This is a genomic window from Actinacidiphila acidipaludis, from assembly GCF_019890725.1.
In the GTDB taxonomy this organism is placed as follows: Bacteria; Actinomycetota; Actinomycetes; order Streptomycetales; family Streptomycetaceae; genus Actinacidiphila; species Actinacidiphila acidipaludis.
Genome location: NZ_JAINZZ010000050.1, coordinates 13507 through 36241, shown reverse-complemented (window position 1 = coordinate 36241; position 22735 = coordinate 13507). Strand labels below are relative to the sequence as shown.

Below are 22735 nucleotides of genomic sequence, written 5' to 3'. Positions count from 1 at the left end.
CTTGGGTCAAGGGGGCGCGGACCGCGCGGCGTTCGCGTCGCGGTGCGGGCGGGCCGGTGGCCCGCCCTCAGGCCGTCAGGACTGGCCGGGCAGCACCTGCATGCCGGGCACGTGCAGGTTGCCGCCGAACTGGCCGGCGTTGACGACCGTGGCGTTGGTGAAGAACAGCTCCGGCAGGGTCAGCGGCGGCGGCGCCTTCGGGGTGAAGGTCACCGGGACCAGGCCCAGCAGGTTGCCGCTCAGCGACTCGGTGTAGAGCGTGACCGTCCCGCCGGTGAAGGTCGACGTGGACCCGGCCCGGGCCTTGACCCAGGTGTGGCCGCCGCCGGGGGCGTCCACGATCTGCCACAGGTCCTTGATGTCGATGCCGCTGGCCGTGAACTTCAGGACGTCCTTGACCTGGCCGCTGTAGGTGCGGACCTTCACGATGCCGTCGTAGTTCAGGCCGTGCAGCGTGAGTTTGGTCGTCTTGAGCGTGAACGGGGCGTCCGGCAGCAGGGGTATGCCGCCCTCCGTCGTCGCGTCGGCGAGCGCCTTCGCGTCGTACGTCGGGCAGGGGTAGCCCTGGGAGCCGTCCGTGGGCGTCGTACCGGCCTTGGCGGTGCTCCCGGACAAAGGAGCCTTGGCGGTGTCCGTCAGGCCCTTGGTGGCCTTCTTGACGGTGTCCGTGGTGCCGCCCAGGAGCTTCTTGACCGTGTCCGTGGCGCCGGTGCCCGTCGACGGCGAGGCGCTGGGGCTGGCCGAGGGCTTCGGCGTGGCCGGCGCGGTGGTCGTCGACGGCGCGGGGGTGGTCGGGGAGGGCGCCGGGGAGGACGTCGGCGTGCTGCCGCCGCCCAGCAGTCCGCCCAGCAGGTTGCCCAGGCCCAGCGGGTCCAGCGGGTTGCTGGACTTCGTCGGGCTCGGCGCGGGCTTGGGCGCGGCCGGGGCGGTGGTCGTGGTCGACTTCTGCTGCGAGGTCGGGACCGGGTCCGGCTTCTGCGACGCCGAGGGAGCCGGCGTCGGCGACGTGCTGGGCTTCGGCGTCGCGGTCGTGCCGCCCGACGTGCCGGAGGAGCCGCCCGTCGTCTTCTTCGGCTTCGCGGCCGTCGAGTCCTTGGCCGTGGACGACGTCGAGGGGGTGTCCGGCTGGCTGACGCACGGGCCCGGCTTGAACGGGCTCTTGGGCATCTCGTCGGCCTGCGCGAAGTGCGGCGTGAACCCCATGCCCATCAGCACGGCGGTGGGCATGGCGGCCAGCGCCACCGCCTTGCCCGCGGGCACGTGCAGCTTGGTCAGCAAGGACCTGCGGGGAGCCGCGTGGCGCGGACCCGACGTCGCCCTGTTGCGGGACCCGTCGCTCTCGGCCGGCTGAGCAGCGTCACCCAGCACGGTGCCTCCCGTTCTTCTCGGTGGTCTCGTCGTCGGCGACCGCTCCCGCGGGCACCGGCTCGGGCTGCGCATACGGGTCGCCCGCCTGGGCGGGGACGGCAGGCGCGTCGGACAGTCCCGGGACGGGCTCGAACCCGTCGCCGCCGGCGTCGGGCACCCCGTCGGGGCGTTCCGCCTTCTCGCCCGGCTCGTCGGCGGCGGGAGTGCCCGGCGTCCAGGCGACCGCCAGCGCGCCGCCGATCAGCGCGCACAGGAAGCCCACCAGGAAGCCGCCGAAGTTCGATTTCACGAGTGAGACGAGCGAGAGCAGGATGGCGGCCACACCGGAGAAGATCCGTACCGAGGACTGGAACCACATGGTCAGGCCGAGCACGCCCAGCAGGACGCCGATGATCAGCGAGTCGGAACCCGCGGTGGTCGCCATCCGCACCGTCAACTGACCGAGGGTGAGGTTCGCGTACGGGAAATAGGCGATCGGCACACCGGCCACGATGGTCAGCAGGCCGGCCCAGAACGGGCGGCCCCACCGCCAGTGGCGGAACGTCAGACGGCCGTAGCGGATGCGGGCACGCAGTCCTGTCGACTCGGCGCTCATGGAAAACAGCTCCCTGGGACTGACATGGCGGAGGAGTTCTTCGGTGGCCCGGGCGAGCCGCGTCCCGCGCGGCTCGCCCGCAGCCACTCAGCCGGTGCCTAGTAGCACTCGACCCCGGGGCCGGAGCCCTTGTGCAGGCGGAGGCTGAGGCCCGCCAGCTTGAACGTGCCCGCGCTGGTGGCCCAGGCGGTCTGCTTGACGCCGGTCAGGTCCGCGGACTTGGCCTCCTGCGCGAAGGACGACGCACCACCGTGCGTCTCGTCCTTGCCGACCTGGTCCTCGACGTGGGCGTAGTTCGGGTCCGTGCTGCCCGCAGCGACACCGATGTTGATGTCGTTGAACGTGGCGTCGGCGTCGAGCTGGTCCAGGTCGATGTACAGGTTCTTGGCGGTGACCTTCTTGCCGCCGTTGCCTGCCGTCAGCTTCAAGGTGACGTCACCGATCGGCGTCGGAACGACGACCGACTGGCACAGACCCGTGATGGTGGCGTCGGTGAACGCCGAGACGGCCACCGCGTGCGGCGTGCCGTTGTGCTCCACGTCGACGTTGCCGTACTGGACGAACCCGTCACCGTGCAGCGTGTCGGCGGTGACCTTGAACTCCTGGCCGGACACGCTGAAGGACGCGGCGAGCGCCCCCTGCGCCAGGGCCACGCCTATCGCGGCCGTGGCCGCGACCGACGGAACCATGACGACGGCGAACCGCTTCCATCTGGTACCGCCACGAACGTGCGACTCCATACTTCCTCCTTCTCGGACGTACATCTCCGGCCGGGTCGTTCGGGCCCGGCCTGGGATGGGAGAAGTGCTACGTCCTCGGGAAGGAGAGCGCCGGTGAGCGGTGGCCGTCTCCCTGACTGAGGGTCACGGAGGCGGCGTCCGAACGTCGGCGATCACCCCCGAGCGACAACCACTGGCCACGCTCTCGCGCAACCTGCGGGACAGGCTCCATCCGGTTGGTTCCATCCCAGCGGACGGAGACCCCCCTGTCCCGGGGTGTCGGCATATGCCGCGCACCCCCGCTCGGCGGGGACCCGCGACCGGGGCACCGACTGGATGCCGGACTCTGGCTACGGACCGAGCTTGGCCGATCGTGGTCCATTCCCGGCCCGCGCACAAGGGGGTTCATTACCAGTGAGTAACGGAAGTGTGGGCATGTCATGATCGCCACGGGGAGTGACGTGACTCTGCGTCACTGGTACCCCGGGGCGAAAAAACGACATCTGACCCCATGCCCCGACAAAGCGGGGCGGGCTTCTTACCAGAAGTAACAGCGGCCGCCCATTATCACGGTTTGATAAAGAGCAGCCGCCGTGTCGCTAAATCTCTGAGTGGTGCGGTGCCCGTCCGCCGTGGCGCACGGGAGGTCAGAACAGCACGCGGGCCAGCGCCGTGCGCGCCGCGGTCACCCGCGGGTCGTCCGGGCCGATCACCTCGAACAGCTCCAGCAGCCTCAGCCGGGCGGTGTCCCGGTCGTCACCCGCCGTGCGCCGCACGGTGTCCAGCAGCCGGCCGAAGGCGTCCTCGACGTGACCGCCCACCAGGTCCAGGTCGGCCGCCGCCAGTTGTGCGGTGACGTCGCCCGGGGCGTCGGCGGCCGCGGCGCGCACGGCCTGCGGGTCGGCGCCCTGCACACGGGTCAGCAACTCGGCCTGCGCGAGACCCAGCTTGGCCTCGACGTTGGCGGGCTCGTCGGCCAGAACGTTCTGGTACGCCCGCACGGCGCCGCCCAGGTCGCCGGCGTCCAGCGCCTCGTGGGCGGCGGACAGGGCCAGCTCCTGCGGTGTGGCCGGGCGCTCCGGGGCCGGGGAGGCCTCCTCGGCCTCCCCCGGGTCGACGTCCTCGCCGACGATGCCGAAGCGCTGCTCGGCGACCAGGATCAGCTGGTCGAGGACCTCGGTGATCTGGTCCTCGGGGGCGCTCCCCTGGAAGAGCGGCATGGCCTGACCGGCCAGGACGGCGAAGACGGCGGGCACACCCTGCACGCCGAACTGCTGGAAGAGGAGCTGGTTGGCGTAGACCTCGGCGGTGGCCAGCACGAAGCGGCCCCGGTACCGGTTCGCCAGGCTCTCCAGCGTGGCGTTGAGCTGCTTGCTCTGCTCGGCCTGGTCGGCCCAGAAGCTGATGACGACCGGGACCTCGGCGGAGCGCTGCAGGACGTCGCTCTCGAAGGTCGCCTCGGTCACCTCGATGACGAGCGGGGACGCGGGGGTGCCGGCGCCGGCCTCCTGCCGCTGCGCCCTGGCCTGCTCGGCCTTCGCCTTGGCCTCACCGGCCGCCTTCAGGGCGGCGAGGTCGACGACACCGCTCATGGACATGTTCCGTGGCTGCATGAGGCCAATCCTCCCCCCTCGTGGAGCAAAGCGTGCACAGACCCCGGATCCCCGCCGGTTCGCGGGGGCCGGGAAGGCCGCTGCTCTCTCCCTCGTACGGATCCCCATCCGTACCTGTGGTCGTCGCGTGCCCCGTCCGGGTGACCCCGGCGGGACGAGTGTTTCCGGTGGCACCGGGCCGCACGATTCCGCTACGACTCGTAGCGTAACTGGCCGATGATCAGCGTGCGCACGAGTTTCCTGTGAGTCCGGTCACTCCATGCGAACCTACCGACCGGTATGGTCCAGCCCTATGCACCCCCGGACATCGTTCACCGCGGTCACGTCCCCCAAACGCGCCGGGCGCCCCAGAAGTGCCGCGGCGGACCGGGCGATCCTGGACGCCACACGCGCCGCACTGGCCGAGGTGGGCTGGGGCGGCCTGACGCTGGGCGACGTGGCGGCCCGCGCCGGCGTGGCCAAGACCACGCTGTACCGCCGCTGGGCGGGCAAGAACGAACTGGTGGTGGACGCGCTCGCGGCGCTGTTCGAGGAGCAGCTCGACCTGCCGGACCTGGGCGGCCTGGAGGCCGACATCCAGGGGGTGGTGCTGCGTTTCGCCGAGCTGATCGAGCGCCCGGAGACCAGGACCGCGCTGATGGCGGTGGTGGCCGAGGCCGCGCAGGACGACGCGCTGCGGCTGCGCATCCGCGAGGCGATCGTGGACCGCCAGAAGCACCTGGTGCTGCTCGGGCGGCGGCGGGCGCAGCAGCGCGGCGAACTTCCACCGGACAAGGCGGAGGACCCGGCGCGCGACGACCTGATCTTCGACGTCATCGCCGGCGCGGTCGTCCACCGGGTGATGGTCAGTTCCGGGCCCGTCGACCGGGAGTGGGCGCTGCGGCTCGCCCGCCTCCTGGTCGACGGGCTCGGCGCGCTGCACCTGCCGCCGCCGTAGGTGCGGTCAGGCGTCGACCTCGACGCCCGCCACGAAGTGGTCGAACTCCCCCGCCCTGACGCCCTTCACGAACGCCTCCCACTTGGCGGGGGTGGTCACCGCCACCACCTCCGGCTGCTCCGTCTCACGGATGTAGATCATCCCGTCGTCCCCGACGGTCGCCTCGAGGGCCACGAAGCTCCTTCCTCATCGGCACGGTCAAGTGACTACGAGGGTACGAGCAGTGGTGGGGATCGGTGATCGTGCGGTGATCGTGCGGTGATGGAAACGGGGTGGGGCGGGCACTTTCACGGGACCGGAAACGGCACCCGCTTCCCGGCGCCCGCCTCTGGCGACCGGCTCCCGGCGCCCGGTCGCGGACAGCGGCGGAGGCCCGGCCGCCGGGGCGCGGAACCCCGGCGGCCGGGCGTCGTGCGGGTCTCAGAACCGCGCGGGCTCGGTGTACGTGCCCCACTCCGCGCGCAGGGCGTCGCAGATCTCACCGAGGGTGGCCTCGGCGCGCACGGCGTCCAGCATGGGGGCGATCATGTTCCGGCCGTCGCGGGCCGCGGCCAGCATCGCGTCGAGCGAGGCGCTGACGGCCTGGTCGTCCCGGCCCTTGCGGCGGTCGGCCAGCAGCCGCACCTGCTCGCGCTCGACCTCGTGGCTGACCCGCAGGATCTCCAGGTCGCCGGTGACCGAGCCGGTGTGCCGGTTGACGCCGACGACGCCCTTCTCGCCCTTCTCCAACGCCCGCTGGTAGCGGAACGCCGACTCGGCGATCTCGCCGGTGAAGTAGCCGTCCTCGATGCCGCGCAGGATGCCGGAGGTCATCGGCCCGATCGGGTGCTCGCCGCCGGGCACCGCCCTGGCGGCCAGTTCCTTGATCCGGTCGAAGATCTTCTCCGCGTCCGCCTCGATGCGGTCGGTGAGCGCCTCGACGTACCAGGAACCGCCCAGCGGATCGGCCACGTTGGCGACGCCGGTCTCCTCCATCAGCACCTGCTGGGTGCGCAGGGCGATCTCCGCCGCCTGCTCGCTGGGCAGCGCCAGCGTCTCGTCCAGGGCGTTGGTGTGCAGCGAGTTGGTGCCGCCGAGCACGGCCGAGAGCGCCTCCACCGCGGTGCGCACCACGTTGTTGTACGGCTGCTGGGCGGTGAGCGAGACACCGGCGGTCTGGGTGTGGAAGCGCAGCCACTGCGCCTTCTCCGAGGTGGCGCCGTAGACGTCGCGCATCCAGCGGGCCCAGATCCGGCGGGCGGCGCGGAACTTGGCGATCTCCTCGAAGAAGTCCAGGTGCGCGTCGAAGAAGAAGGACAGGCCGGGCGCGAACGTGTTGACGTCCAGGCCGCGGCTCAGGCCCAGCTCGACGTACCCGAAGCCGTCGGCGAGCGTGTACGCCAGCTCCTGGGCGGCCGTCGCGCCCGCCTCACGGATGTGGTACCCGGAGACCGACAGCGGCTTGTACGCGGGGATGGACGTCGCGCAGTGCTCCATCAGGTCGCCGATCAGCCGCAGGTGCGGGTCCGGCGCGAAGAGCCACTCCTTCTGCGCGATGTACTCCTTGAAGATGTCCGTCTGCAGGGTGCCGTTGAGCACGGCGGGGTCCACGCCCTGGCGCTCGGCGGCGACCAGGTACATGCAGAAGACCGGGACCGCGGGCCCGGAGATCGTCATGGAGGTGGTGACGTCACCGAGCGGGATGTCCTTGAACAGGACCTCCATGTCGGCGGCGGAGTCGATGGCGACCCCGCAGTGGCCGACCTCGCCCAACGAGCGTGGGTCGTCGGAGTCGCGGCCCATCAGGGTGGGCATGTCGAAGGCGACGGAGAGCCCGCCGCCGCCGGCCGCCAGGATCATCTTGTAGCGCTCGTTGGTCTGCTCGGCGTTGCCGAAGCCGGCGAACTGGCGGATGGTCCAGGTGCGGCCCCGGTAGCCGGTGGCGTGCAGGCCCCGGGTGAAGGGGTACTCGCCGGGCCAGCCGATGCGGTCGAACCCGGGGATGTCGACACCCGGTGGCGGTCCGTAGACCGGCTCGACGGGGTCGCCCGAGAGCGTGCTGAAGTCCGCGTCGCGCTTGCGCGCGGCGTCATAGCGTGCCTGCCAGCGCTGGCGGCCTGTCTCGATGCCGTGGGCGTCCATACCATCGAATTTACTTGGACGTCCTAGTAAATGTCGATGGGAGACGGCTCACCGGGTGAGTGAGCCGAGTCTCAGGCGGCCTTGGCGGGCTCCGCCGCGCCCTGGTGGACGACCTTCGGGGCCAGCTCACGGGTGACCCGGCGCTCGACGAAGAAGGCGGCGGTCGGCACCGTGCCGGCCAGCAGCACCCAGGCCATCCGGCCGATCGGCCACTTCGCCTTGGAGCACAGGTCGAAGGCGAAGATCAGGTAGACGACGTAGAGCCAGCCGTGGGCGAAGCCGACGGCCGTGGTGAAGGTGCCCGCGCCGTTGATGTCGAGGACGTACTTGGCGATGACGCCGAGGGTGAGCGCGATCAGCAGCACGCCCGTCACATAGGCCATCACGCGGTAGCGGGTCAGCACGCTGGATTTCATGGCCAGCAGCCTATCCGGCCCCGATTCGCCCCGTGATGTCACCCCTCCCCCGCGGGGCACGGCCCGGCGACCAGCGCTTTCACGCGTCAGGGTCGCGCGCCAGGGTCGGGGGCCAGGGTCGCGCGTCAGGCCTCGAAGTCGCCGGCGCCTATCCGCAGCGGGCGCAGCAGCGCGAAGATCTCCGCGCACTCCTCGTCGTCGTAGACGCCCAGGCCGAAGTCCATGGCCATCAGGTCGCGGGTGGCGGCCTCGACGATCTTGCGGCCCTTGTCGGTGATGGTGGCCAGGGTGCCGCGGCCGTCGTTGGGGTTGGGACGCTTGGCCACCAGGCCCGAGGCGACCAGCCGGTCGACGGTGTTGGTCACCGAGGTCGGGTGCACCATCAGGCGCTCGCCGATCTTGGACATCGGCAGCTCGCCGGCCTTCGAGAAGGTGAGCAGCACCAGCGCCTCGTACCGGGCGAAGGTCAGCCCGTACGGCTTGACGACCGCGTCGACCTGGCCCAGCAGGATCTGCTGGGCCCGCATGATCGAGGTGATGGCGCTCATCGACGGCACCCCGCCCCAGTGGCGGGTCCACAGCTCGTCGGCACGGGCGATGGGGTCGAAGGGCAGGCTCAGGGGCTTTGGCACGCGCCCGAGCCTACCCGTCGGTCACATACTGGGCACAGATGTCCAGCTATTGGTCAGGCACGGACCGGCGCATCGGGGCCCGCCGCCCCGCCCCGCGCCCGCCGCGTCACGCGAGTGCGCTGAGCGCACGCCACTGGGCGAGGGAGAGGTTCCACTCCCCGTAGCCGTTCGCCTTGTCGACCGTCGCCCGGGTGGAACCCGAGGTGACGACCAGGTCGCCGCGGGTGGCCCGGTCGAAGAACCAGCGGGCGTCCGCGGTGTCCATGCCGACGCAGCCGTGGCTGGCGTTGCTGATGCCCATCACCGAGGCGTTCCAGGGCGCCGCGTGCACGAAGGTGCCCGATGTGGTGATCCGGACCGCGTCCTTGACGTCCTCGTCGTAGAAGTCCGCGGAGTCCTTCGACGTGGCGATGTTGACCGACGCCGACGTCATCCGGACCGTGGACTGCTTGTCCAGGACGACCATCCGCCCGTTCCACGTCGGGTACGCGGGCCGGCCGCCGGAGATCTTGAACGTCCGCACGGTCCGGCCGTTCTCGGTGACCCGCATGGTGTGCCGCCGCAGGTCCACGTAGCTGATCCGGGCGGTGCCGATGGTGAACGTGTCGTGGATGTCGCGCCGCAGATAGCGCCCGCCGCCGGTGTCGATGCCGCTGAGCCGCGCGGTCAGCGTCACCGTCGTCCCGGGCCTCCAGTACGTGTCCGGGCGCCAGTCCACCCGCTGGATGCCGGTGGTCGGGTCGGTCAGCCAGCCCCAACTGCCGTGCACTGCCGGGGTGGTGGTGATCCGCAGCGCCCTCTCCACGGCCGCCCGGTCGGCCACCGGCTTGTCGAAGGCCAGCGAGACGGGAAGCCCGACGCCCACCACCGCGTGGTTCAGCGGGGTCGGCGTGACCCCGTTGACCCGGGCCGCCGCGGCGGTCGCGAAGGTGCTGGTGGTCCGCGACGGCCGGCCCGCCGCGTCGGACGCGGTGACCCGCACGGTGTACGAGGTGCCGGGCGTCATCGTGCGGTCCGACGTCCAGGTGCGGCGGCCCGCGTCCAGCGCACCGGTCACCTCGACCGGGGTGACGCCGTCCGACGCGGCGCCGTTCGGCGTCACGGTCACGGCCGCCAGCGTCCCCCCGGTGACGGTCACCCTGACCGGGGTGCCCGGGGAGACGGCGGCGCCGCCGGCGGCGGGCGTGACGATGACGTGCGCGGCGGCCGGGGCCGCGGCGGAGCCGCTCCCGCCCGGGGAGCCGTCACGGCCGTCACCGCCCGTGGCGCCGTCGTGGCCGCCGCAGGCGGTGGCCACGAACGCCGCGGCCAGCAGGACGGCGGGCAGGGCCAGCGCCCGGCGGCGCGGAAAACGTATGAGGGACACGGGTGCGGGTTCCTTGTCTCAGCAGGCGGGGGTCGGGGTCGTACCAGGGAGGGCGGAGCCACGGGGGGCGTTCGCGGACGTGCCGCTCCCGCTGCCCGCGCCGGGGCCGGCCGCGGAGCCCTGCGGCGGCGCCTCGGGCGTGGACGGCGAGGCCGGCGGGACCTCGTCGCCGGGGGACGAGCCGCCCCACGGCCGGTTCGAGGAGAGCCGCTCCAGGGACTCCTGGATGCACAGCGCCGGGCGCGGCCCGGAGCCGGAGAAGGAGTCCTTCCCGTCGTAACCGGCGAGGGTGCTGACGTCGAGGAACGCCAGGTAGGTGCCCTGGCGGTCCACCCAGAGAGCACTGGCCTGGCCGCGGTAGGCGGAGCCGCTGGGGAACACCGAGCGATCGGGCGTGGCGGCGCCGTCGATGCCCACGGCCCAGCCGCACTTACCCTTGATCAGTGCGTCGAACTCGCTCGCCTCGGTGGCCGCCGCCGCGGCGGACGGCATGGCGAACAGGTAGTAGCGGGCGACGAAGCCCTGGGACGTCCGGTAGACCCGTTCCGCCTTGGCCAGGGCGTAGGTGGGGACCCGGGAGACCGGGCAGCTCTCCGGGTACTTCGCGGTGGCCTCCTGCTCGGGCACCACCTCCCACTGGCGCTTGGGGTACAGCGGAAGGGCGCTGGGCGGCAGCAGTTCGCGCTGCAGCCGGTCGGCGAGCGACTCGCTCGACGCGGGCGCCGGGGCGGTGGCGGCCGGCTGTGTCCCGGTCCGGCCGGAGCCGAGGCGCGGCAGCAGCTGCCACGACCCGACGCCCAGGGCGAGCGCGGCGACCAGGCACGCGGCGCCGGCCCGGCGCCGTGCCCGGCGGTGCTCGCCGCGGCGGCGGGCGGCGGCCGGTCCAGCCAGCACGACCAGCGGCTCGGTCTCGCGGGCCAGTTGCCGCAGCCGCTCGTCGACCGGGTCCGGTCCGGCCGGCTTCGTCGGGCCGAACTCGTCAGCCATGGAGGGGCATCTCCTCGGTGCGGGGGCGCGCGGGGCGCGCGGGGTGGTGGGGGGCGGAGGGGCGCAGTGCGGCGGGGGTCGTCCGGCCGCGGGCCGGACCCGGGGCCGGGTCGTCGGGGTCGTCGGGGTCCGCCAGTCGCGCGCCGAGGGCCTTGCGGCCGCGGCTGAGCCGGGTGCGGACGGCGGCGCTGGACACGCCGGTCTCCCGGGCGATGTCCTCGACCGGCAGGTCCAGCAGGTGGTGCATCACGACGGCGGTGCGCTGGTCGTCCCCCAGGGCCCGCAGCGCGTCGACGAGGGCGACCCGGTCCGGGGCGAGCGCGGGGGCGTCCGGCGGCGGGCCGTGCCGGAAGTGGGCGCGCACGCGGTTGCGGGCTTTGCGCCACGTGCTGACGGCCAGTCGCAGGGCGACTGTCCGGACCCACGGTGTGGGGTCGCCCTCCTCCGTGAGGCGGGGCCAGCGCTGCCAGGCCCTGGCGTAGGCCTCCTGGACGGCGTCCTCGGCCTCGCCCAGGTCGCCGGTGACGGCGTACACGACGGCGACCATGCGTTTGGCCGTCGCGGCGTAGAACTCGTCGAACTCGGCGGGGGTGCCTGCGGCGGCTCCCGGGTGTGCGGTCACGTTTTTCCCTCCCGCAAGGTCTCACGCCTGCGGCTCGCCCGAGGTGACACCGGTCCCGCCTCTTTTTTTCCTCCCGCGGAATGCGGCTGCGGCTCCGCCTGAGGTTCCCCCGGGTACGGCTCCCGTCCTGCCCCCTGGGGTGCGTTCCCGGCTGTCCGCCGGTGGTGGGTTGCTCGCAAGCCGCGACGAACCGGTGGACGGCGACAGCGGCCCGGGGGCAGGACGGGTTCCGGAGGACCGGGGGGCCCGGGCGCTGGGGAGGGTTATCCGTGCCCGGAGGGCGCTACCCGGGCGCTGGGGAGGGTTATCCGTGCCCGGAGGGCGTTATGTGGAGGGGGCGGGCAAGGAGGAGTGCGGGGAGGGCGAGGGCGAGAGCCCCGAGGAGCAGCCCGGCCAGATCGCCGGGCACCCCCGTGCCGAGGCGACCCGTACAGACGTGGGCGACCAGCGCCGCCAGGACCGCCCCCGGCGCGAACGCCAGAGCCACCCGCACGTGGTGGGACAGGACCCGCGGCCGCCACCCCAGCCGCCGGCGCAACAGCACCGTCGTACAGGCCAGCCCCACCGTGCACGCCACCGCGTACCCCGCGGCCATGCCCGTGACCGCCCACCGCGCGGGCAGCAGCGCGTAACTTGCCCCGGCCAGGCCCGCGTTGACCGTCGCGATGACGACGTTGAGGAAGAACGGCGTGCGGGTGTCGGACAGCGCGTAGAACCCGCGGGCGAGCAGGTACTGGCCCGCGAACGCGGGGAGGCCGAGGGCGAACGCGGCCAGCATGCCGGCGATGGCGTCCGCGTCGGCGTTCCCCGTCGCACCGTGCTGGAAGATCACTCCGGTGATCTGCGGCCCGAGGACGAGGAAGGCCAGGACGGCAGGGACCACCGCGGTGCCGGACGCTCGCAGCCCTCGCGAGAGATCCGCCCCGATCGCCGCGTGGTCGCCGTCGGCCGCCGCCCGGCTCATCCGCGGCAGCATGGCCGTGACCAGGGAGACGGTGACGATGCCCTGGGGGACCACCCAGAGGCTGTACGCGTTGCTGTAGGCGGCGTAGCCGACGCCCGCGTGGTGGCCCGCCGCCAGTGCCCGGTGGCCCGCGGAGGTGGAGAGCCGGGTGACGACCCAGTACGCGAGCTGGTTGACCAGGACCAGGGCGAGCGTCCACACCCCGGCCCGCAGCGGCGCGGTGAGCCCCCAGCCGCGCCAGTCGAAGCGCGGCCGCCACCGGAAGCCCGCGGCCCGCAGTGAGGGCAGCAGTCCGAGGGCCTGCACGGCGATGCCCGCGGTGCTGCCCCACCCGAGCAGCAACGCGTCCCGGTGCGAGATGCCGCCGTGCGCCACGGCCAGGTACAGGCCGAACACCGCGATGACGACGAGGTTGTTGAGCACCGGCGTCCACATCATCGCGCCGAACCGCTCGCGCGCGCCGAGGACTTGGCCGAGCAGGGTGAACAGGCCGTAGAACAGGATCTGCGGCAGGCAGTAGCGGGCGAGCGCGACGGTGAGGGCGCGCTGGGCGCCGGTGAAGTCGGGCGCGTAGGCGCTCACCAGGAGGGGCGCGGCGAGCACCGCGAGGACGGTGATGCCCACCAGCGCGACCGTGCACAGGGTGAGCAGCCGGTCGGTGTAGGCCCGGCCGCCGTCGGCGTGCTCCTTCGCGGCGCGGACGAGTTCGGGCACGAACACCGACTGCAGGGCGCCGCCGATCATCAGCGCGTAGATGATGTTGGGCACGGTGTTGGCCACGCCGAAGGCGTCACCTCCGGCCGCCGTGCCGACCGCCGCGGTGGTGACCGACAGCCGGACGAAGCCGGTGGCCCGCGACACCAGCGAACCGGCGACCATCAGGCCGCCGCTGCGCCGCAGGGAGGGCGGCCTGGCGTGTGCCCGCCGTCCTCCGGCATCCACTGCCGCACTCACTCCGACGCCCTCCCCTGTCTCCCCTGCCGCCCACGGCGTCCCGCCCGGGCCCGCGCAGGCTCCCGGTGATCTCCGCCGGGGCGCGGACGCGCAAGTCTGCCCTGCTGGGCGGGCCGGGGAAAAGCCGGGGGCGCTGTCGCGAACCTCTCTGTCACCTCGCGGGCGGCACAGGCGTGACACAGGTGAGCGGACCGCCCTGGGCCGCCCGGCCGTGCGGAGGCGACGCCTTGACGATGACCACCCACCAGCCCGCGGGCCGGCAGCGCGCCGAGGCGCCCGCGTCGGCGGCCGCCGCACCGCAACTGCGCCCGATACCGGCCGAGCTGCACGCGGCCTTCCAGCGCACCGCGCGGCTCTGCCCGGTGAGCTTCCTGCAGACGCCGGCCTGGGCGCGGGTGAAGCGGAGCTGGCAGGCGGAGCACCTCGGCTGGTTCGACGCCGGGCAGCGCCTGGTGGGCACCGCCCTGGTGCTGTACCGCCAACTGCCCGGTCTGCGGCGCTCGTTCGCGTACCTGCCGGAGGGGCCGTGCCTGGACTGGGCGGACCCGCGGCTGGACCGCCTGCTGGAGCCGCTGCTCGGCCATCTGCGCGGCACGGGCGCGTTCGCGGTGCGGATGGGGCCGCCGCTGGCGTACCGGCGCTGGACGGCCCGCACGCTGAAGGCCGCGACCGGGCCCGGGCGGCGGATCGGCGACGTGCTGCCGGACCTCGTGGAGCCGCTCGGCGCGGCCGTGTCGGACCGGCTGCGGGAGGCGGGCTGGCGCCGCTGCGGGGAGGACGGCCAGGGCGGGGACGCGCAGCCGCGGCTGGTCTTCGAGGTCCCGCTGGCCGGACGCGGCCTGGACGACCTGTGGACCGGCCTCAACCAGGAGTGGCGGCGCAACGTCAAGAAGGCCGCCCGGGCCGGGGTGCGGACCGGGCTGGAGGGGCCGGGGACGCTGCCGGCGTTCCACGACCTGCTGCGGGTCACCGAGCGGCGCGACGGTTTCGACCTCGGCCGCGGTCTGGAGTACTACCAGCGGCAGTACGCGGAGCTGAACGCCGGACGGCCCGGCGCGATGCGGCTGTACACCGCGCGCTACGGGGGCGAGCTGCTGGCCGCGCACACGATGGTCACGGCGCCGGACGGGCAGCGGGTCTGGTACCAGACGGGGGCGTCCGCCGACCATCGCCGCGAGGTGCGTCCGAGCAACGCCCTGCAGTGGCGGATGTTGTGCGACGCCCAGGCGGCGGGTGCGGCCGTCTACGACATGCGCGGGGTGCCGGACGACCTCGACCCGGCGTCGCGGGCGCACGGCCTGCTGCGCTGGAAGCTGGGCACGGGAGGCGAGGCGGTGGAGACCGTCGGCGAGTGGGAGCTGCCGCTGCAGGGCGCGGTCAACAAGGCCCTGCACCGCACGATGCACGCGTACCTCACCCGCCGCTGAGCCGGCCCCGCGCACCGCGGCCGCCGCTGCCCCCGTCGGCCCACGCCGCGGCCGCCCCCGGCGGCGTACCCTCACCCGCCGCCGGGTCGCGTCAGACCGAGGTGGAGGGCGCCGCCCGGGGCGCCGGGACCCGCGTCCTGCGGACCGAGCGCAGCACCAGCAGCAGGCTGAGCGTGCCGAGCACGCCCGCGCCGCAGATGACCGCGTACGGCGGGGTCCACTCGGCGAGCAGGCCGCCGGCCGTCATGCCCAGGCCCTGCAGCGTCATGATGCCGGCGCCGAGCAGCGACATGGCGCGGCCCCGCATGTCCTCCGGCACCTCCTGCACGAACCACTTGTCCATGCCGAGCGTGTAGGCCGCGCACAGGCCGGTGAGCAGCAGCAGGACGACGCCGACGGCCAGCGGCGGGTGCACGGCGAAGGCGACCATCGGCAGCAGGCTGACGCCGGCCAGCGGCAGCGCGATGCGTTCGCGGGCGGCCGGGCCGAGCAGGGTGCCGGCGAGCATCTCGCTGACCACGGTCCCGGCGGGCATCGCGGCCAGGAAGAGCCCGAAGCCGGCCGATCCGGCGCCCGAGGCGTGCGCGTAGGGCGCGGCGACGCCCTCGGAGACCACGAAGAACATCGGCGGGACCCACCACATCAGCAGCAGCGCCCGGATCCGGGGGTGGGCCAGCAGCTTCCCCGAGGAGGCGAGCGACTGGCGCATCATGGCGCCGCCGCCGGTGACGCGGGCCGGCCGGTCGCGGGTGCCGAGGCGCAGCAGCAGCGCCGAGCTGAGGAACGTGCCGATGGTGACGATCAGCGCGTGCTGGGGCGACAGCCACACCAGGACCAGGCCGCCGAGGCCGTAGCCGGCGATCTGGGCGGTCTGGGAGACGATCCTGATCAGCGAGCGGCCGAGGATGAAGACGTCGCCCTGGAGGATGTCGGCGAGGCTGGCCGCCCGGGTGCCGGTGAACAGCGGCGCGATCATCGCCAGCACGGCCACGAGTACGAACAGCACGGCGAGCGGGGTGCCGGGCAGCACGATGACGACCACGCAGGCGGCGGAGAGCAGGTCGCAGCTCACCAGGACGCGGCGGGCCGGGACGCGGTCGGCGATACCGGAGAGCAGGACACCGCTGAGGGCGTACGGCAGGAACGACAGCGCGAAGACCAGGGCGGTCAGGAACGACGAGCCGGTCCGGTTGAACACCAGGACGGCCATGGCCACCTGGGAGAACACATAGCCGAGGACGGACAGCACGTGAGCGGCGAAGACCGGCCGGAACTCGCTGACCGCGAACACCGCGCTGTACTTGCTGCCTGCCTTTTCCTCGTCTCCGGGGGTGGTGGAGACGTCGTCTGAACCGGCCGGCGAAGGAGGGTTACCGCCGTGTGGCGGGTGTTCGCTGTCCGTTGTCATGACATCACACTGGTGGCATGAACCCCACGCGTCGTAGTCTTTCGGCCCCAGCCGAATCTTGGGGGTCGTGATGTCTTTTCGCATGCGGTTTGCGGCAGAGGATCTGCTCCGCTGCCGCTTCGCGATATCGCCGCTGCGTGAGGCCCAGGGCGCGGTGCGCACCCTGTCCCGCCCGGACCGGCACGGCTACCACCTTCCCTGGCTGCGCCAGGCCCGGACGATCGCGGCGGGGCTCGATCTCGGCCCGCTGCGGCTGCTGGTGCCCGAGACGGGCTACGGCCCGGACTTCCTGCACCCGGTGCCCGAGGTGCCGCTGGCGGCGCTGGAGGACGAGCTGGCGGCGGTACGCGCCACCGACCCCGACGAGGCGCGCCGGCAGATCGCCGCGGCCCTGGCCAGGACGCCGGACGCCGAGCGGAGCCGCAGGGGCCGGGCCATGCTGGCCGACCCGGCCGGCACCGTGCGGCAGCTCGCCGGGCTCTACGAGCACGTGTGGTCGGCGCTGCTGGCCCCGCACTGGCCGCGGCTGCGCGCGGTCCTGGAGGCCGACGTGGCGTACCACGCCCGGCGGCTGGCCGACGGCGGCATGCAGCGGCTGTTCACCGGTCTGCACCCGCAGCTGAGCTGGGCGGACGGCGCGCTGACCACCAGCGGGCCGGCGCCGCCGCAGGAGCCGGCCGGGCTGAGCGGCAGCGCGGGCGGCGCGGGATGGGAGGAGGGCGGAGGCGGCGGCCGGGGGCTGGTGCTGGTGCCCAGCGTGTTCTTCTGGCCGGAGGCGGGCAGCCCCTTCGACCCGCCGTGGCAGCCGACGGTGGTGTACCCGGCGCGCGGCATCGGCGGGCTGTGGGCGGAGAGCGGCCCGACCGCCTCGGCGGCGCTGGTGCGGCTGCTGGGCCCGAACCGCGCGGCGATCCTGTCCGCGCTGGACGCCCCGACGACCACCACCGCGCTGGCCCATCGCCACGCGATGGCGATGTCGTCGGTCTCCGCGCACCTGGCGGTGCTGCGGGACGCGGGCCTGCTGGCGTCCCGCCGCTACGGGCACCAGGTGCTCTACGAGCGGACGCCGCTGGGCATCGCGGTGGCGACCGGCGGTCTGGTCTGACCGGCCGCCCGCGCCCGGCTACCCGGCGAGGAAGCGTTCGACGGTCTCGACCTTGGACGTCAGCCCGTCGGTGACGCCCGGGCGGATGTCGGCCTTCAGGACCAGCGACACCCGCGGCGCCCGTGCCTCCACCGCCGCGACGGCGCGCCGGACCACGTCCATCACCTCGTCCCACTCCCCCTCGACGGACGTGAACATCGCGTCGGTGCGGTTGGGCAGGCCGGACTCGCGCACCACCCGCACGGCGTCGGCCACGTACTCGCCGACGTCCTCGCCGACGCCGAGCGGGGTGACGGAGAAGGCGACGATCATGCCGCGGTCGCCTCCGCCTCGGTCTCCGCCGCCTGCGCGGCGGCCACGGCGGCCTCGGACTCGCGGGCGAGCTTGCGCTCGGCGACGAAGCCGCCGAAGGGCAGCACGGACAGCACCGCGTACAGGGCGGCGCGGCCGAAGGCCCAGCGGGTGCGGTTCCAGGCGTCGGCCCAGAAGAGCACGTAGAGGATGAACAGGACGCCGTGCACCATGCCCATCACCGGGACGGCGTTGAAGTCGGTGGTGCGCTTGAGCACGGAGCACACGAGCAGCAGCAGGAAGGACACCGCCTCCGGGGCGGACACCAGGCGGAGCCTGCGCAGGGCGGCGGCGGTCTTCAGGTCCACGGGAACCTCATCTGTCGGGCGGTTCGTCTTGTGAACGTGATCACAAGCTCCCCCTCCATTATCACCGGAATTATCACCGGACCGTATCGATGGACCGTTGCGGGGGTCGGCAACCGCCTGCCGGCCGGTAGCGTCCCCTGGTACGTACCGTCCACCGACCGACCACGCACAGGGACCGCGAACACCGATGAGCGTCGACTGGGACCGCCGGCACTGCGCGCGCAAGGGCCACATCACCTATTCGCCCGACGAGCCGCGCCTGAGGGAGAAGCTGCACGCGAGCACCGCGGTCGGCACCGCGTGGCGCTGCCTGCGCTGCGGCGACTTCGTGCTCGGCGAGCCGCACGGCTCGGGGCCGGCCGACCGGGCCCCGCTGGTGCCGCGCGGGCGGGCCCTGCGGGACCTGTTCATCCTGCGGTTCCTGGCCGTCGAGCGGGTGCTGCGCGGGCTGCTGGTGATCCTCGCCGCGTGGGCGGTGTGGAAGTTCAGCAACTCCCAGGACGCGGTGCGCCGGCTCTTCGACGACGACCTGACCGTTTTCCGGCCGGTGGCGCACCACTTCGGGTACGACCTCGACCACTCGCCGGTGGTCGACACCATCCAGAAGACCTTCGACTACAAGAGGTCGACCCTGCGGACGGCGGCCGCCGGGCTCGGGGCGTACGCGCTGATCGAGGTGGTCGAGGGCGTCGGCCTGTGGTTCGGCAAGCGCTGGGCGGAGTACCTCGCGGTGGTCGCCACCGCGGCCTTCCTGCCGATCGAGGTCTACGAACTGACCGAGAAGGTCAGCTACTTCAAGATCGGCACGCTGGCGCTGAACGTCCTCGCGGTGCTCTACATCCTCATCGGCAAGCGGCTGTTCGGGCTGCGCGGCGGCCACGCGGCGTTCGAGGCGCAGCGGCGCGGCGAGTCGCTGCTGGAGGTCGAGGAGGCGGCCGGCGAGCAGCTGCACGGCGGCCACGGAGCGCCCAAGGAGCCGCTCCCGGTCCGGCAGCGCGCGGCGGACCAGCTCTGAGATGGCGGTCTTCCGGCTCCACGGCTCCCGGGTGCTCGCGGTCGACCTGGCCGGCGACTCGGTCAAGGCGAAGAACGGCGCGATGGTCGCCTACGACGGTGAGATGACGTTCAAGAAGATGACCGGCGGCGGTGAGGGCCTGCGCGGCCTCGTCACCCGCCGCGTCACCGGCGAGGCGATGGCGGTGATGGAGGTCAAGGGCCACGGCACGTGCTACTTCGCCGACCGCGCCACCGAGATCAACCTGGTGCGCCTGACCGGCGAGAAGCTGTACGTCGAGGCGAGCAACCTGCTGGCCACCGAGCCGTCGCTGCGCACCGGCACGACCTTCACCGGGCTGCGCGGGGCGTCCCAGGGCAACGGCCTGTTCACCACGACCGTCGAGGGCACCGGCCAGGCGGCGATCATGTCCGACGGCCCGGCGATCGTCCTGCGGGTCTCCGGCGCGTACCCGCTGACCGTCGACCCGGGCGCGTACGTGGCGCACACCGGGCAGCTCCGCCGGCAACTGCAGTCCGCGGTGGGCTGGCGGACGCTGATGGGCGAGGGCTCGGGCGAGAGCTTCCAGATCCGGTTCGAGGGCGAGGGCCTGGTCTACGTCCAGCCCAGCGAACGCGACACCATCGGGGGCCAGCTGTGAACAGGGAGACGCGGTAGTGCCGTTCACCCGGATCAACGCGAAGATGGTCGAGGCGCCGATCGCGCCCGGGCAGCGGATGTTCAGCCAGCGCGGCGCGATGCTGGCGTACCGCGGGCAGGTGTCCTTCACCCCGAACATCACCGGCGGGCAGGGCGGGGTGATGTCGATGATCGGGCGCCGGCTGGCGAACGAGGCGACCCCGCTGATGACCGTGGAGGGCCAGGGGTCGGTGATGTTCGGCCACGGCGGCCACCACATCCACACCGTGGACCTGACCGGCGAGACGCTGTACGTGGAGGCCGACCGCCTGCTGGCGTTCGACGGCTCGCTGCGGCAGGGCACGATGTTCATGGGGTCGCAGGGCGGCGTGATGGGCGTGATACGCGGCCAGGTCACCGGCCAGGGCCTGTTCACCACGACCCTGCAGGGCCAGGGCTCGGTCGCGGTGATGGCGCACGGCGGCGTCATCGAGCTGCCGATCACCCCGCAGCGCCCGGTGCACGTCGACCCGCAGGCGTACGTGGCGCACCGCGGCGACGTCCGCAACCGGCTGACCGCGGCACTCGGCTGGCGCGAGATGGTGGGCCGCGGCTCCGGCGAGGCCTTCCAGCTGGAGCTCTCCGGCCAGGGAACGGTGTACGTGCAGGCGTCGGAGGAGAAGCTGTGAGCGACGCCTGCGAGGCCGCCGGACCGAGGACGGCAGCGAAGCCCGCACCGCCGCGCCGAGCAGGCGGAGAAGCGAACGAGGAGAAGCCGTGAGCGACGCCTGCGAGGCCGCCGGACCGAGGGCGGCAGCGAAGCCCGCACCGCCGCGCCGAGCAGGCGGAGAAGCGAACGAGGAGAAGCCGTGAGCGACGCCTGCGAGGCCGCCGGACCGAGGACGGCAGCGAAGCCCGCACCGCTACGCCGAGCAGGCGGAGAAGCGAACGAGGAGAAGCTGTGAGCGACGCCTGCGAGGCCGCCGGACCGAGGACGGCAGCGAAGCCCGCACCGCCGCGCCGAGCAGGCGGAGAAGCGAACGAGGAGAAGCCGTGACTGTGGCTGAGGGCGGGCCGGTGATCTTCGATCCGTACTCGCTGCCGTCGAACGACAACGTCAACCCGTACGCGTTCAGCGTCGAGCTGGACGGCCAGTGGTTCCTGCAGAAGGGGAAGATGATCGCCTACTACGGGCAGATCGACTTCCACGGCATCGGCCACGGACCGCTGGACCGGCTGGTCGCCGCCAACTTCCACTCGCCGCTGCACGCGGCGGACTGGGTGGTCGCGCAGGGCCGCGGCAAGATGCTGCTCGCCGACCGCTCGTACGACATCAACTCCTACGACCTGGACGAGGGGAACCTGACGATCCGGTCGGGCAACCTGCTCGCGTTCCAGCCTGGCCTGACGCTCAAGCAGTCGATCATCCCGGGCTTCCTGACGCTGATCGGCACCGGCACGTTCGTGGCCGCGTCCAACGGCGCGGTGCACTTCGTGGAGCCGCCGATCCGGGTCGACCCGCAGGCGCTCGTCGGCTGGGCGGACTGCCCGTCGCCGTGCCACCACTACGACCACGCGTACATGCGGGGCGTGCTCGGCGGCATCCGGGCGCTGACCGGCTTCGGCGGGGCGTCGGGGGAGGAGCACCAGTTCGAGTTCGCCGGCGCCGGCCAGGTGCTGCTGCAGTCCACCGAGTCGCTGCTGGCGGAACGGGACACCGGCGGCGTACCCGGGCAGGCGGGACCGGGCGTGCCGGGGGCCGGCGCCGCCCGCTAGCGCCGCGGCAGCGCTCGTCCGTCGGGCAGCGTCCGGCCGCTCAGCAGGGACACCAACTCGCCGCTGCCGGCCCGCACGAGCGTGCCGTCCCCCCAGCTCCAGTCCGCGTCCGAGGCTTCGAGCCGCGCGCCGGACAGGTCCACCCCGAACAGGCTCCCGTCGGCCGCGGTGAGCATCCCGAGGAGGGCGGTGACCGCCTCGGCAGGCGCGGCCGGGGGCGCGCCGAGGGCGACCGTGGCGTCCAGGGAGTGGATGACGGCGTGGCTGAGCGCGCCCGCCTCACCGCCGCCCGGCGGCCGCCAGGCGTGCAGCCGCGGCGACCGGAGCTGGGCCAGGAGGTCGGCGGCCGGCAGCGCGCTGTCGCGCTCGGCGACGGTGTCGGAGAGCACCGCGAAGTCCCCGCCGGCCGCGGCCATCTCGGCCCCGAACCGCTCGGGCGTCAGCCGCACGGGCATCGTCACATGGGCCACGACGTGGCGCACCAGCCACTTGTCGCACAGCGACGGCGTGTCCCAGGCTGCGGCGGGCCCGGCGTCGAGAAGGTCGGCGAGGCGGGTGTACGTCGGCGCCACCCAGGACTGCGGGTCGGTCATGATCCTTCTCCTTGCGCGAGGGAGGCGAGGTGCGCCTCGAGTTTGTCGAGGGAGGTGGCGAACCCGGCGCGGGCCTCCGGGAGCCGCATCGCCTCGGGTACGTGCCGCTGCCGGATGACGACCTCGGTCCTGCCGTCGCCGAGGTCCAGCAGGGTGCTGGTGGTCCGCATGCCGCTGTCCGGTTCGGTCCAGGCGAGCCGCTCCGGCGGGACGACCTCGGTGAAGACGGCAACCATGCGGTAGCTGCCGTGCTCGCCGGTCATCAGCGTCTCGAAGCGGCCGCCGGGCCGGAGTTCGACGACGATGCCGTCGATCGGGGTGACCATGCCGCGCGGGCCCCAGAACCGGGCGAGTTCGGCGGGCTCGGTCAGGCAGCGCCACACCAGGTCGCGCGGGGCGTCGAAGGTCCGCCGGTGGACGAGCTCGTCGTCGGTCACCGCTCCTCCCGTTCCGGCTCCTGGCCCGGCGTCTGCTCATGTTCCTGGTCCTGTTCCCGTTCCTGCAGGCGGGCGAGGTGCGACTCGAGCCGATCCATGCGATCGGACCAGACGCGCCGGCTCTCCTCGATCCACGAGACCGCCGACTCCAGCACCGCGGGTTCGAGCCGGCACGGGCGGGTCTGCCGGTAGCGGCCACGGCTGATCAGCCCGGACTGCTCCAGGACCCGGATGTGCTGCGACACGGCCTGCATGCTCATCGCGTACGGCTCGGCCAGTTCCTTGACGGTCGCCTCGCCGGTCGCCAGGCGGGCCAGGATGCCGCGCCGCGTCGGGTCGGCGAGTGCCATGAAGACGGCGTCGAGGCGCCGTTCGTCCACTGGAGTGCTCACTCCCTTACTCA

Annotated in this window: 25 protein-coding genes; 7 read left to right on the top strand and 18 right to left on the bottom strand. The window is 73.1% G+C overall.

From position 1 onward, the window contains the following. Positions 1-75: 75 nt before the first annotated feature. The 4 genes from K7862_RS28525 to K7862_RS28510 form a co-directional block, all read right to left on the bottom strand. Entirely contained in the window at positions 76-1368 is a 1293-nt protein-coding gene (locus K7862_RS28525; RefSeq protein WP_222967518.1) for a hydrogenase expression protein HypF, read from the bottom strand. Next, complete coding sequence (locus K7862_RS28520; protein ID WP_222967517.1) at positions 1358-1963, bottom strand: DUF6114 domain-containing protein; 606 nt, start codon at positions 1961-1963, stop codon at positions 1358-1360. Before K7862_RS28520 ends, K7862_RS28525 begins: the two co-directional genes overlap by 11 nt. 98 nt (positions 1964-2061) lie before the next feature. Next, positions 2062-2703: a DUF6230 family protein gene (locus K7862_RS28515; protein ID WP_222967516.1), complete on the bottom strand. Its 642-nt coding sequence runs from the start codon at positions 2701-2703 to the stop codon at positions 2062-2064. 626 nt (positions 2704-3329) lie between these two features. Then, positions 3330-4295, bottom strand: coding sequence for a tetratricopeptide repeat protein (locus K7862_RS28510; protein ID WP_222967515.1), 966 nt, complete (start codon positions 4293-4295; stop codon positions 3330-3332). Positions 4296-4587: 292 nt separating this feature from the next. Between K7862_RS28510 and K7862_RS28505 the strand changes: the two genes are divergently transcribed. Continuing rightward, positions 4588-5232: a TetR/AcrR family transcriptional regulator gene (locus K7862_RS28505; protein ID WP_222967514.1), complete on the top strand. Its 645-nt coding sequence runs from the start codon at positions 4588-4590 to the stop codon at positions 5230-5232. Between the two features lie 6 nt (positions 5233-5238). Here K7862_RS28505 and K7862_RS28500 read toward each other — a convergent pair whose 3' ends face one another. From K7862_RS28500 to murJ, 8 genes are all read right to left on the bottom strand, one after another. Further along, complete coding sequence (locus tag K7862_RS28500) at positions 5239-5406, bottom strand: DUF397 domain-containing protein (protein ID WP_308012235.1); 168 nt, start codon at positions 5404-5406, stop codon at positions 5239-5241. A 246-nt stretch (positions 5407-5652) separates the two neighbouring features. Beyond that, the gene (icmA, locus tag K7862_RS28495; RefSeq protein WP_222967513.1) at positions 5653-7353 is read right to left on the bottom strand and encodes a coenzyme B12-dependent isobutyryl-CoA mutase large subunit; all 1701 of its coding nucleotides are present in this window, start codon (positions 7351-7353) and stop codon (positions 5653-5655) included. Positions 7354-7424: 71 nt separating this feature from the next. Beyond that, a complete protein-coding gene (locus K7862_RS28490; RefSeq protein WP_222967512.1) occupies positions 7425-7769 on the bottom strand; it encodes a DUF3817 domain-containing protein in 345 nt (114 codons plus the stop codon). A 125-nt stretch (positions 7770-7894) separates the two neighbouring features. Next, positions 7895-8401, bottom strand: a complete 507-nt coding sequence (locus K7862_RS28485; protein WP_222967511.1) for a MarR family winged helix-turn-helix transcriptional regulator — start codon at positions 8399-8401, stop codon at positions 7895-7897. 106 nt (positions 8402-8507) lie between these two features. Then, positions 8508-9767 (bottom strand): L,D-transpeptidase, encoded by a 1260-nt coding sequence (locus K7862_RS28480; protein WP_222967510.1) that lies wholly within the window; start codon positions 9765-9767, stop codon positions 8508-8510. Between the two features lie 18 nt (positions 9768-9785). Continuing rightward, positions 9786-10754, bottom strand: coding sequence for a hypothetical protein (locus K7862_RS28475; RefSeq protein WP_222967509.1), 969 nt, complete (start codon positions 10752-10754; stop codon positions 9786-9788). Next, on the bottom strand, positions 10747-11376 hold the full coding sequence (locus K7862_RS28470; RefSeq protein ID WP_308012234.1) for a SigE family RNA polymerase sigma factor: 630 nt from the start codon (positions 11374-11376) through the stop codon (positions 10747-10749). The genes K7862_RS28475 and K7862_RS28470 overlap by 8 nt, the downstream gene beginning before the upstream one ends. Positions 11377-11680: 304 nt before the next feature. Continuing rightward, complete coding sequence (gene murJ / locus K7862_RS28465) at positions 11681-13282, bottom strand: murein biosynthesis integral membrane protein MurJ (RefSeq protein ID WP_308012233.1); 1602 nt, start codon at positions 13280-13282, stop codon at positions 11681-11683. 245 nt (positions 13283-13527) lie between these two features. On the opposite strand from murJ, the gene K7862_RS28460 reads away from it, so the two are divergent. Continuing rightward, the gene (locus tag K7862_RS28460) at positions 13528-14721 is read left to right on the top strand and encodes a lipid II:glycine glycyltransferase FemX (RefSeq protein WP_222967508.1); all 1194 of its coding nucleotides are present in this window, start codon (positions 13528-13530) and stop codon (positions 14719-14721) included. Positions 14722-14812: 91 nt separating this feature from the next. On the opposite strand, the gene K7862_RS28455 is transcribed toward K7862_RS28460, so the two are convergent. Beyond that, a complete protein-coding gene (locus K7862_RS28455) occupies positions 14813-16129 on the bottom strand; it encodes an MFS transporter (RefSeq protein WP_222967507.1) in 1317 nt (438 codons plus the stop codon). Between the two features lie 70 nt (positions 16130-16199). Between K7862_RS28455 and K7862_RS28450 the strand changes: the two genes are divergently transcribed. Further along, the gene (locus K7862_RS28450; protein ID WP_222967539.1) at positions 16200-17234 is read left to right on the top strand and encodes an ArsR/SmtB family transcription factor; all 1035 of its coding nucleotides are present in this window, start codon (positions 16200-16202) and stop codon (positions 17232-17234) included. An 18-nt stretch (positions 17235-17252) separates the two neighbouring features. Here K7862_RS28450 and K7862_RS28445 read toward each other — a convergent pair whose 3' ends face one another. Both K7862_RS28445 and K7862_RS28440 read right to left on the bottom strand, forming a co-directional pair. Next, positions 17253-17546 carry an MTH1187 family thiamine-binding protein gene (locus K7862_RS28445; RefSeq protein ID WP_222967506.1) on the bottom strand — a complete coding sequence of 98 codons (294 nt, stop codon included), beginning with the start codon at positions 17544-17546 and terminating at the stop codon, positions 17253-17255. Next, positions 17543-17893 (bottom strand): DUF3817 domain-containing protein, encoded by a 351-nt coding sequence (locus K7862_RS28440; RefSeq protein WP_222967505.1) that lies wholly within the window; start codon positions 17891-17893, stop codon positions 17543-17545. Before K7862_RS28440 ends, K7862_RS28445 begins: the two co-directional genes overlap by 4 nt. Before the next feature lie 187 nt (positions 17894-18080). Between K7862_RS28440 and K7862_RS28435 the strand changes: the two genes are divergently transcribed. The 4 genes from K7862_RS28435 to K7862_RS28420 all read left to right on the top strand — a co-directional run bounded on the left by K7862_RS28435 (position 18081) and on the right by K7862_RS28420 (position 21302). Further along, positions 18081-18908, top strand: a complete 828-nt coding sequence (locus K7862_RS28435) for a DUF2127 domain-containing protein (RefSeq protein WP_222967504.1) — start codon at positions 18081-18083, stop codon at positions 18906-18908. 1 nt (position 18909) lies between these two features. Beyond that, complete coding sequence (locus K7862_RS28430; RefSeq protein ID WP_222967502.1) at positions 18910-19548, top strand: AIM24 family protein; 639 nt, start codon at positions 18910-18912, stop codon at positions 19546-19548. A 16-nt stretch (positions 19549-19564) separates the two neighbouring features. Further along, the gene (locus tag K7862_RS28425; protein WP_222967500.1) at positions 19565-20215 is read left to right on the top strand and encodes an AIM24 family protein; all 651 of its coding nucleotides are present in this window, start codon (positions 19565-19567) and stop codon (positions 20213-20215) included. A 364-nt stretch (positions 20216-20579) separates the two neighbouring features. Beyond that, on the top strand, positions 20580-21302 hold the full coding sequence (locus K7862_RS28420) for an AIM24 family protein (protein ID WP_308012232.1): 723 nt from the start codon (positions 20580-20582) through the stop codon (positions 21300-21302). Here K7862_RS28420 and K7862_RS28415 read toward each other — a convergent pair. From K7862_RS28415 to K7862_RS28405, 3 genes are read right to left on the bottom strand one after another with little or no spacing between them, the layout of a single operon-like run. Next, positions 21299-21895 carry a maleylpyruvate isomerase family mycothiol-dependent enzyme gene (locus K7862_RS28415; RefSeq protein ID WP_222967498.1) on the bottom strand — a complete coding sequence of 199 codons (597 nt, stop codon included), beginning with the start codon at positions 21893-21895 and terminating at the stop codon, positions 21299-21301. The genes K7862_RS28420 and K7862_RS28415 overlap by 4 nt on opposite strands. Continuing rightward, positions 21892-22332, bottom strand: a complete 441-nt coding sequence (locus K7862_RS28410) for an SRPBCC family protein (protein WP_222967497.1) — start codon at positions 22330-22332, stop codon at positions 21892-21894. Before K7862_RS28410 ends, K7862_RS28415 begins: the two co-directional genes overlap by 4 nt. Further along, a complete protein-coding gene (locus K7862_RS28405) occupies positions 22329-22724 on the bottom strand; it encodes an ArsR/SmtB family transcription factor (RefSeq protein ID WP_308012231.1) in 396 nt (131 codons plus the stop codon). Before K7862_RS28405 ends, K7862_RS28410 begins: the two co-directional genes overlap by 4 nt. Positions 22725-22735: the final 11 nt, after the last annotated feature.

What these genes read in the sequence shown, in the direction of transcription:
- K7862_RS28520 (WP_222967517.1), bottom strand. Translation starts at nt 1,963, where the DNA reads ATGAGCGCCGAGTCGACAGGACTGCGTGCCCGCATCCGCTACGGCCGT.
- K7862_RS28475 (WP_222967509.1), bottom strand. Translation starts at nt 10,754, where the DNA reads ATGGCTGACGAGTTCGGCCCGACGAAGCCGGCCGGACCGGACCCGGTC.
- K7862_RS28415 (WP_222967498.1), bottom strand. Translation starts at nt 21,895, where the DNA reads ATGACCGACCCGCAGTCCTGGGTGGCGCCGACGTACACCCGCCTCGCC.
- K7862_RS28510 (WP_222967515.1), bottom strand. Translation starts at nt 4,295, where the DNA reads ATGCAGCCACGGAACATGTCCATGAGCGGTGTCGTCGACCTCGCCGCC.
- K7862_RS28505 (WP_222967514.1), top strand. Translation starts at nt 4,588, where the DNA reads ATGCACCCCCGGACATCGTTCACCGCGGTCACGTCCCCCAAACGCGCC.
- K7862_RS28490 (WP_222967512.1), bottom strand. Translation starts at nt 7,769, where the DNA reads ATGAAATCCAGCGTGCTGACCCGCTACCGCGTGATGGCCTATGTGACG.
- K7862_RS28460 (WP_222967508.1), top strand. Translation starts at nt 13,528, where the DNA reads ATGACCACCCACCAGCCCGCGGGCCGGCAGCGCGCCGAGGCGCCCGCG.
- K7862_RS28445 (WP_222967506.1), bottom strand. Translation starts at nt 17,546, where the DNA reads ATGATCGTCGCCTTCTCCGTCACCCCGCTCGGCGTCGGCGAGGACGTC.
- K7862_RS28435 (WP_222967504.1), top strand. Translation starts at nt 18,081, where the DNA reads ATGAGCGTCGACTGGGACCGCCGGCACTGCGCGCGCAAGGGCCACATC.
- icmA (WP_222967513.1), bottom strand. Translation starts at nt 7,353, where the DNA reads ATGGACGCCCACGGCATCGAGACAGGCCGCCAGCGCTGGCAGGCACGC.
- K7862_RS28515 (WP_222967516.1), bottom strand. Translation starts at nt 2,703, where the DNA reads ATGGAGTCGCACGTTCGTGGCGGTACCAGATGGAAGCGGTTCGCCGTC.
- K7862_RS28455 (WP_222967507.1), bottom strand. Translation starts at nt 16,129, where the DNA reads ATGACAACGGACAGCGAACACCCGCCACACGGCGGTAACCCTCCTTCG.
- K7862_RS28450 (WP_222967539.1), top strand. Translation starts at nt 16,200, where the DNA reads ATGTCTTTTCGCATGCGGTTTGCGGCAGAGGATCTGCTCCGCTGCCGC.
- K7862_RS28430 (WP_222967502.1), top strand. Translation starts at nt 18,910, where the DNA reads ATGGCGGTCTTCCGGCTCCACGGCTCCCGGGTGCTCGCGGTCGACCTG.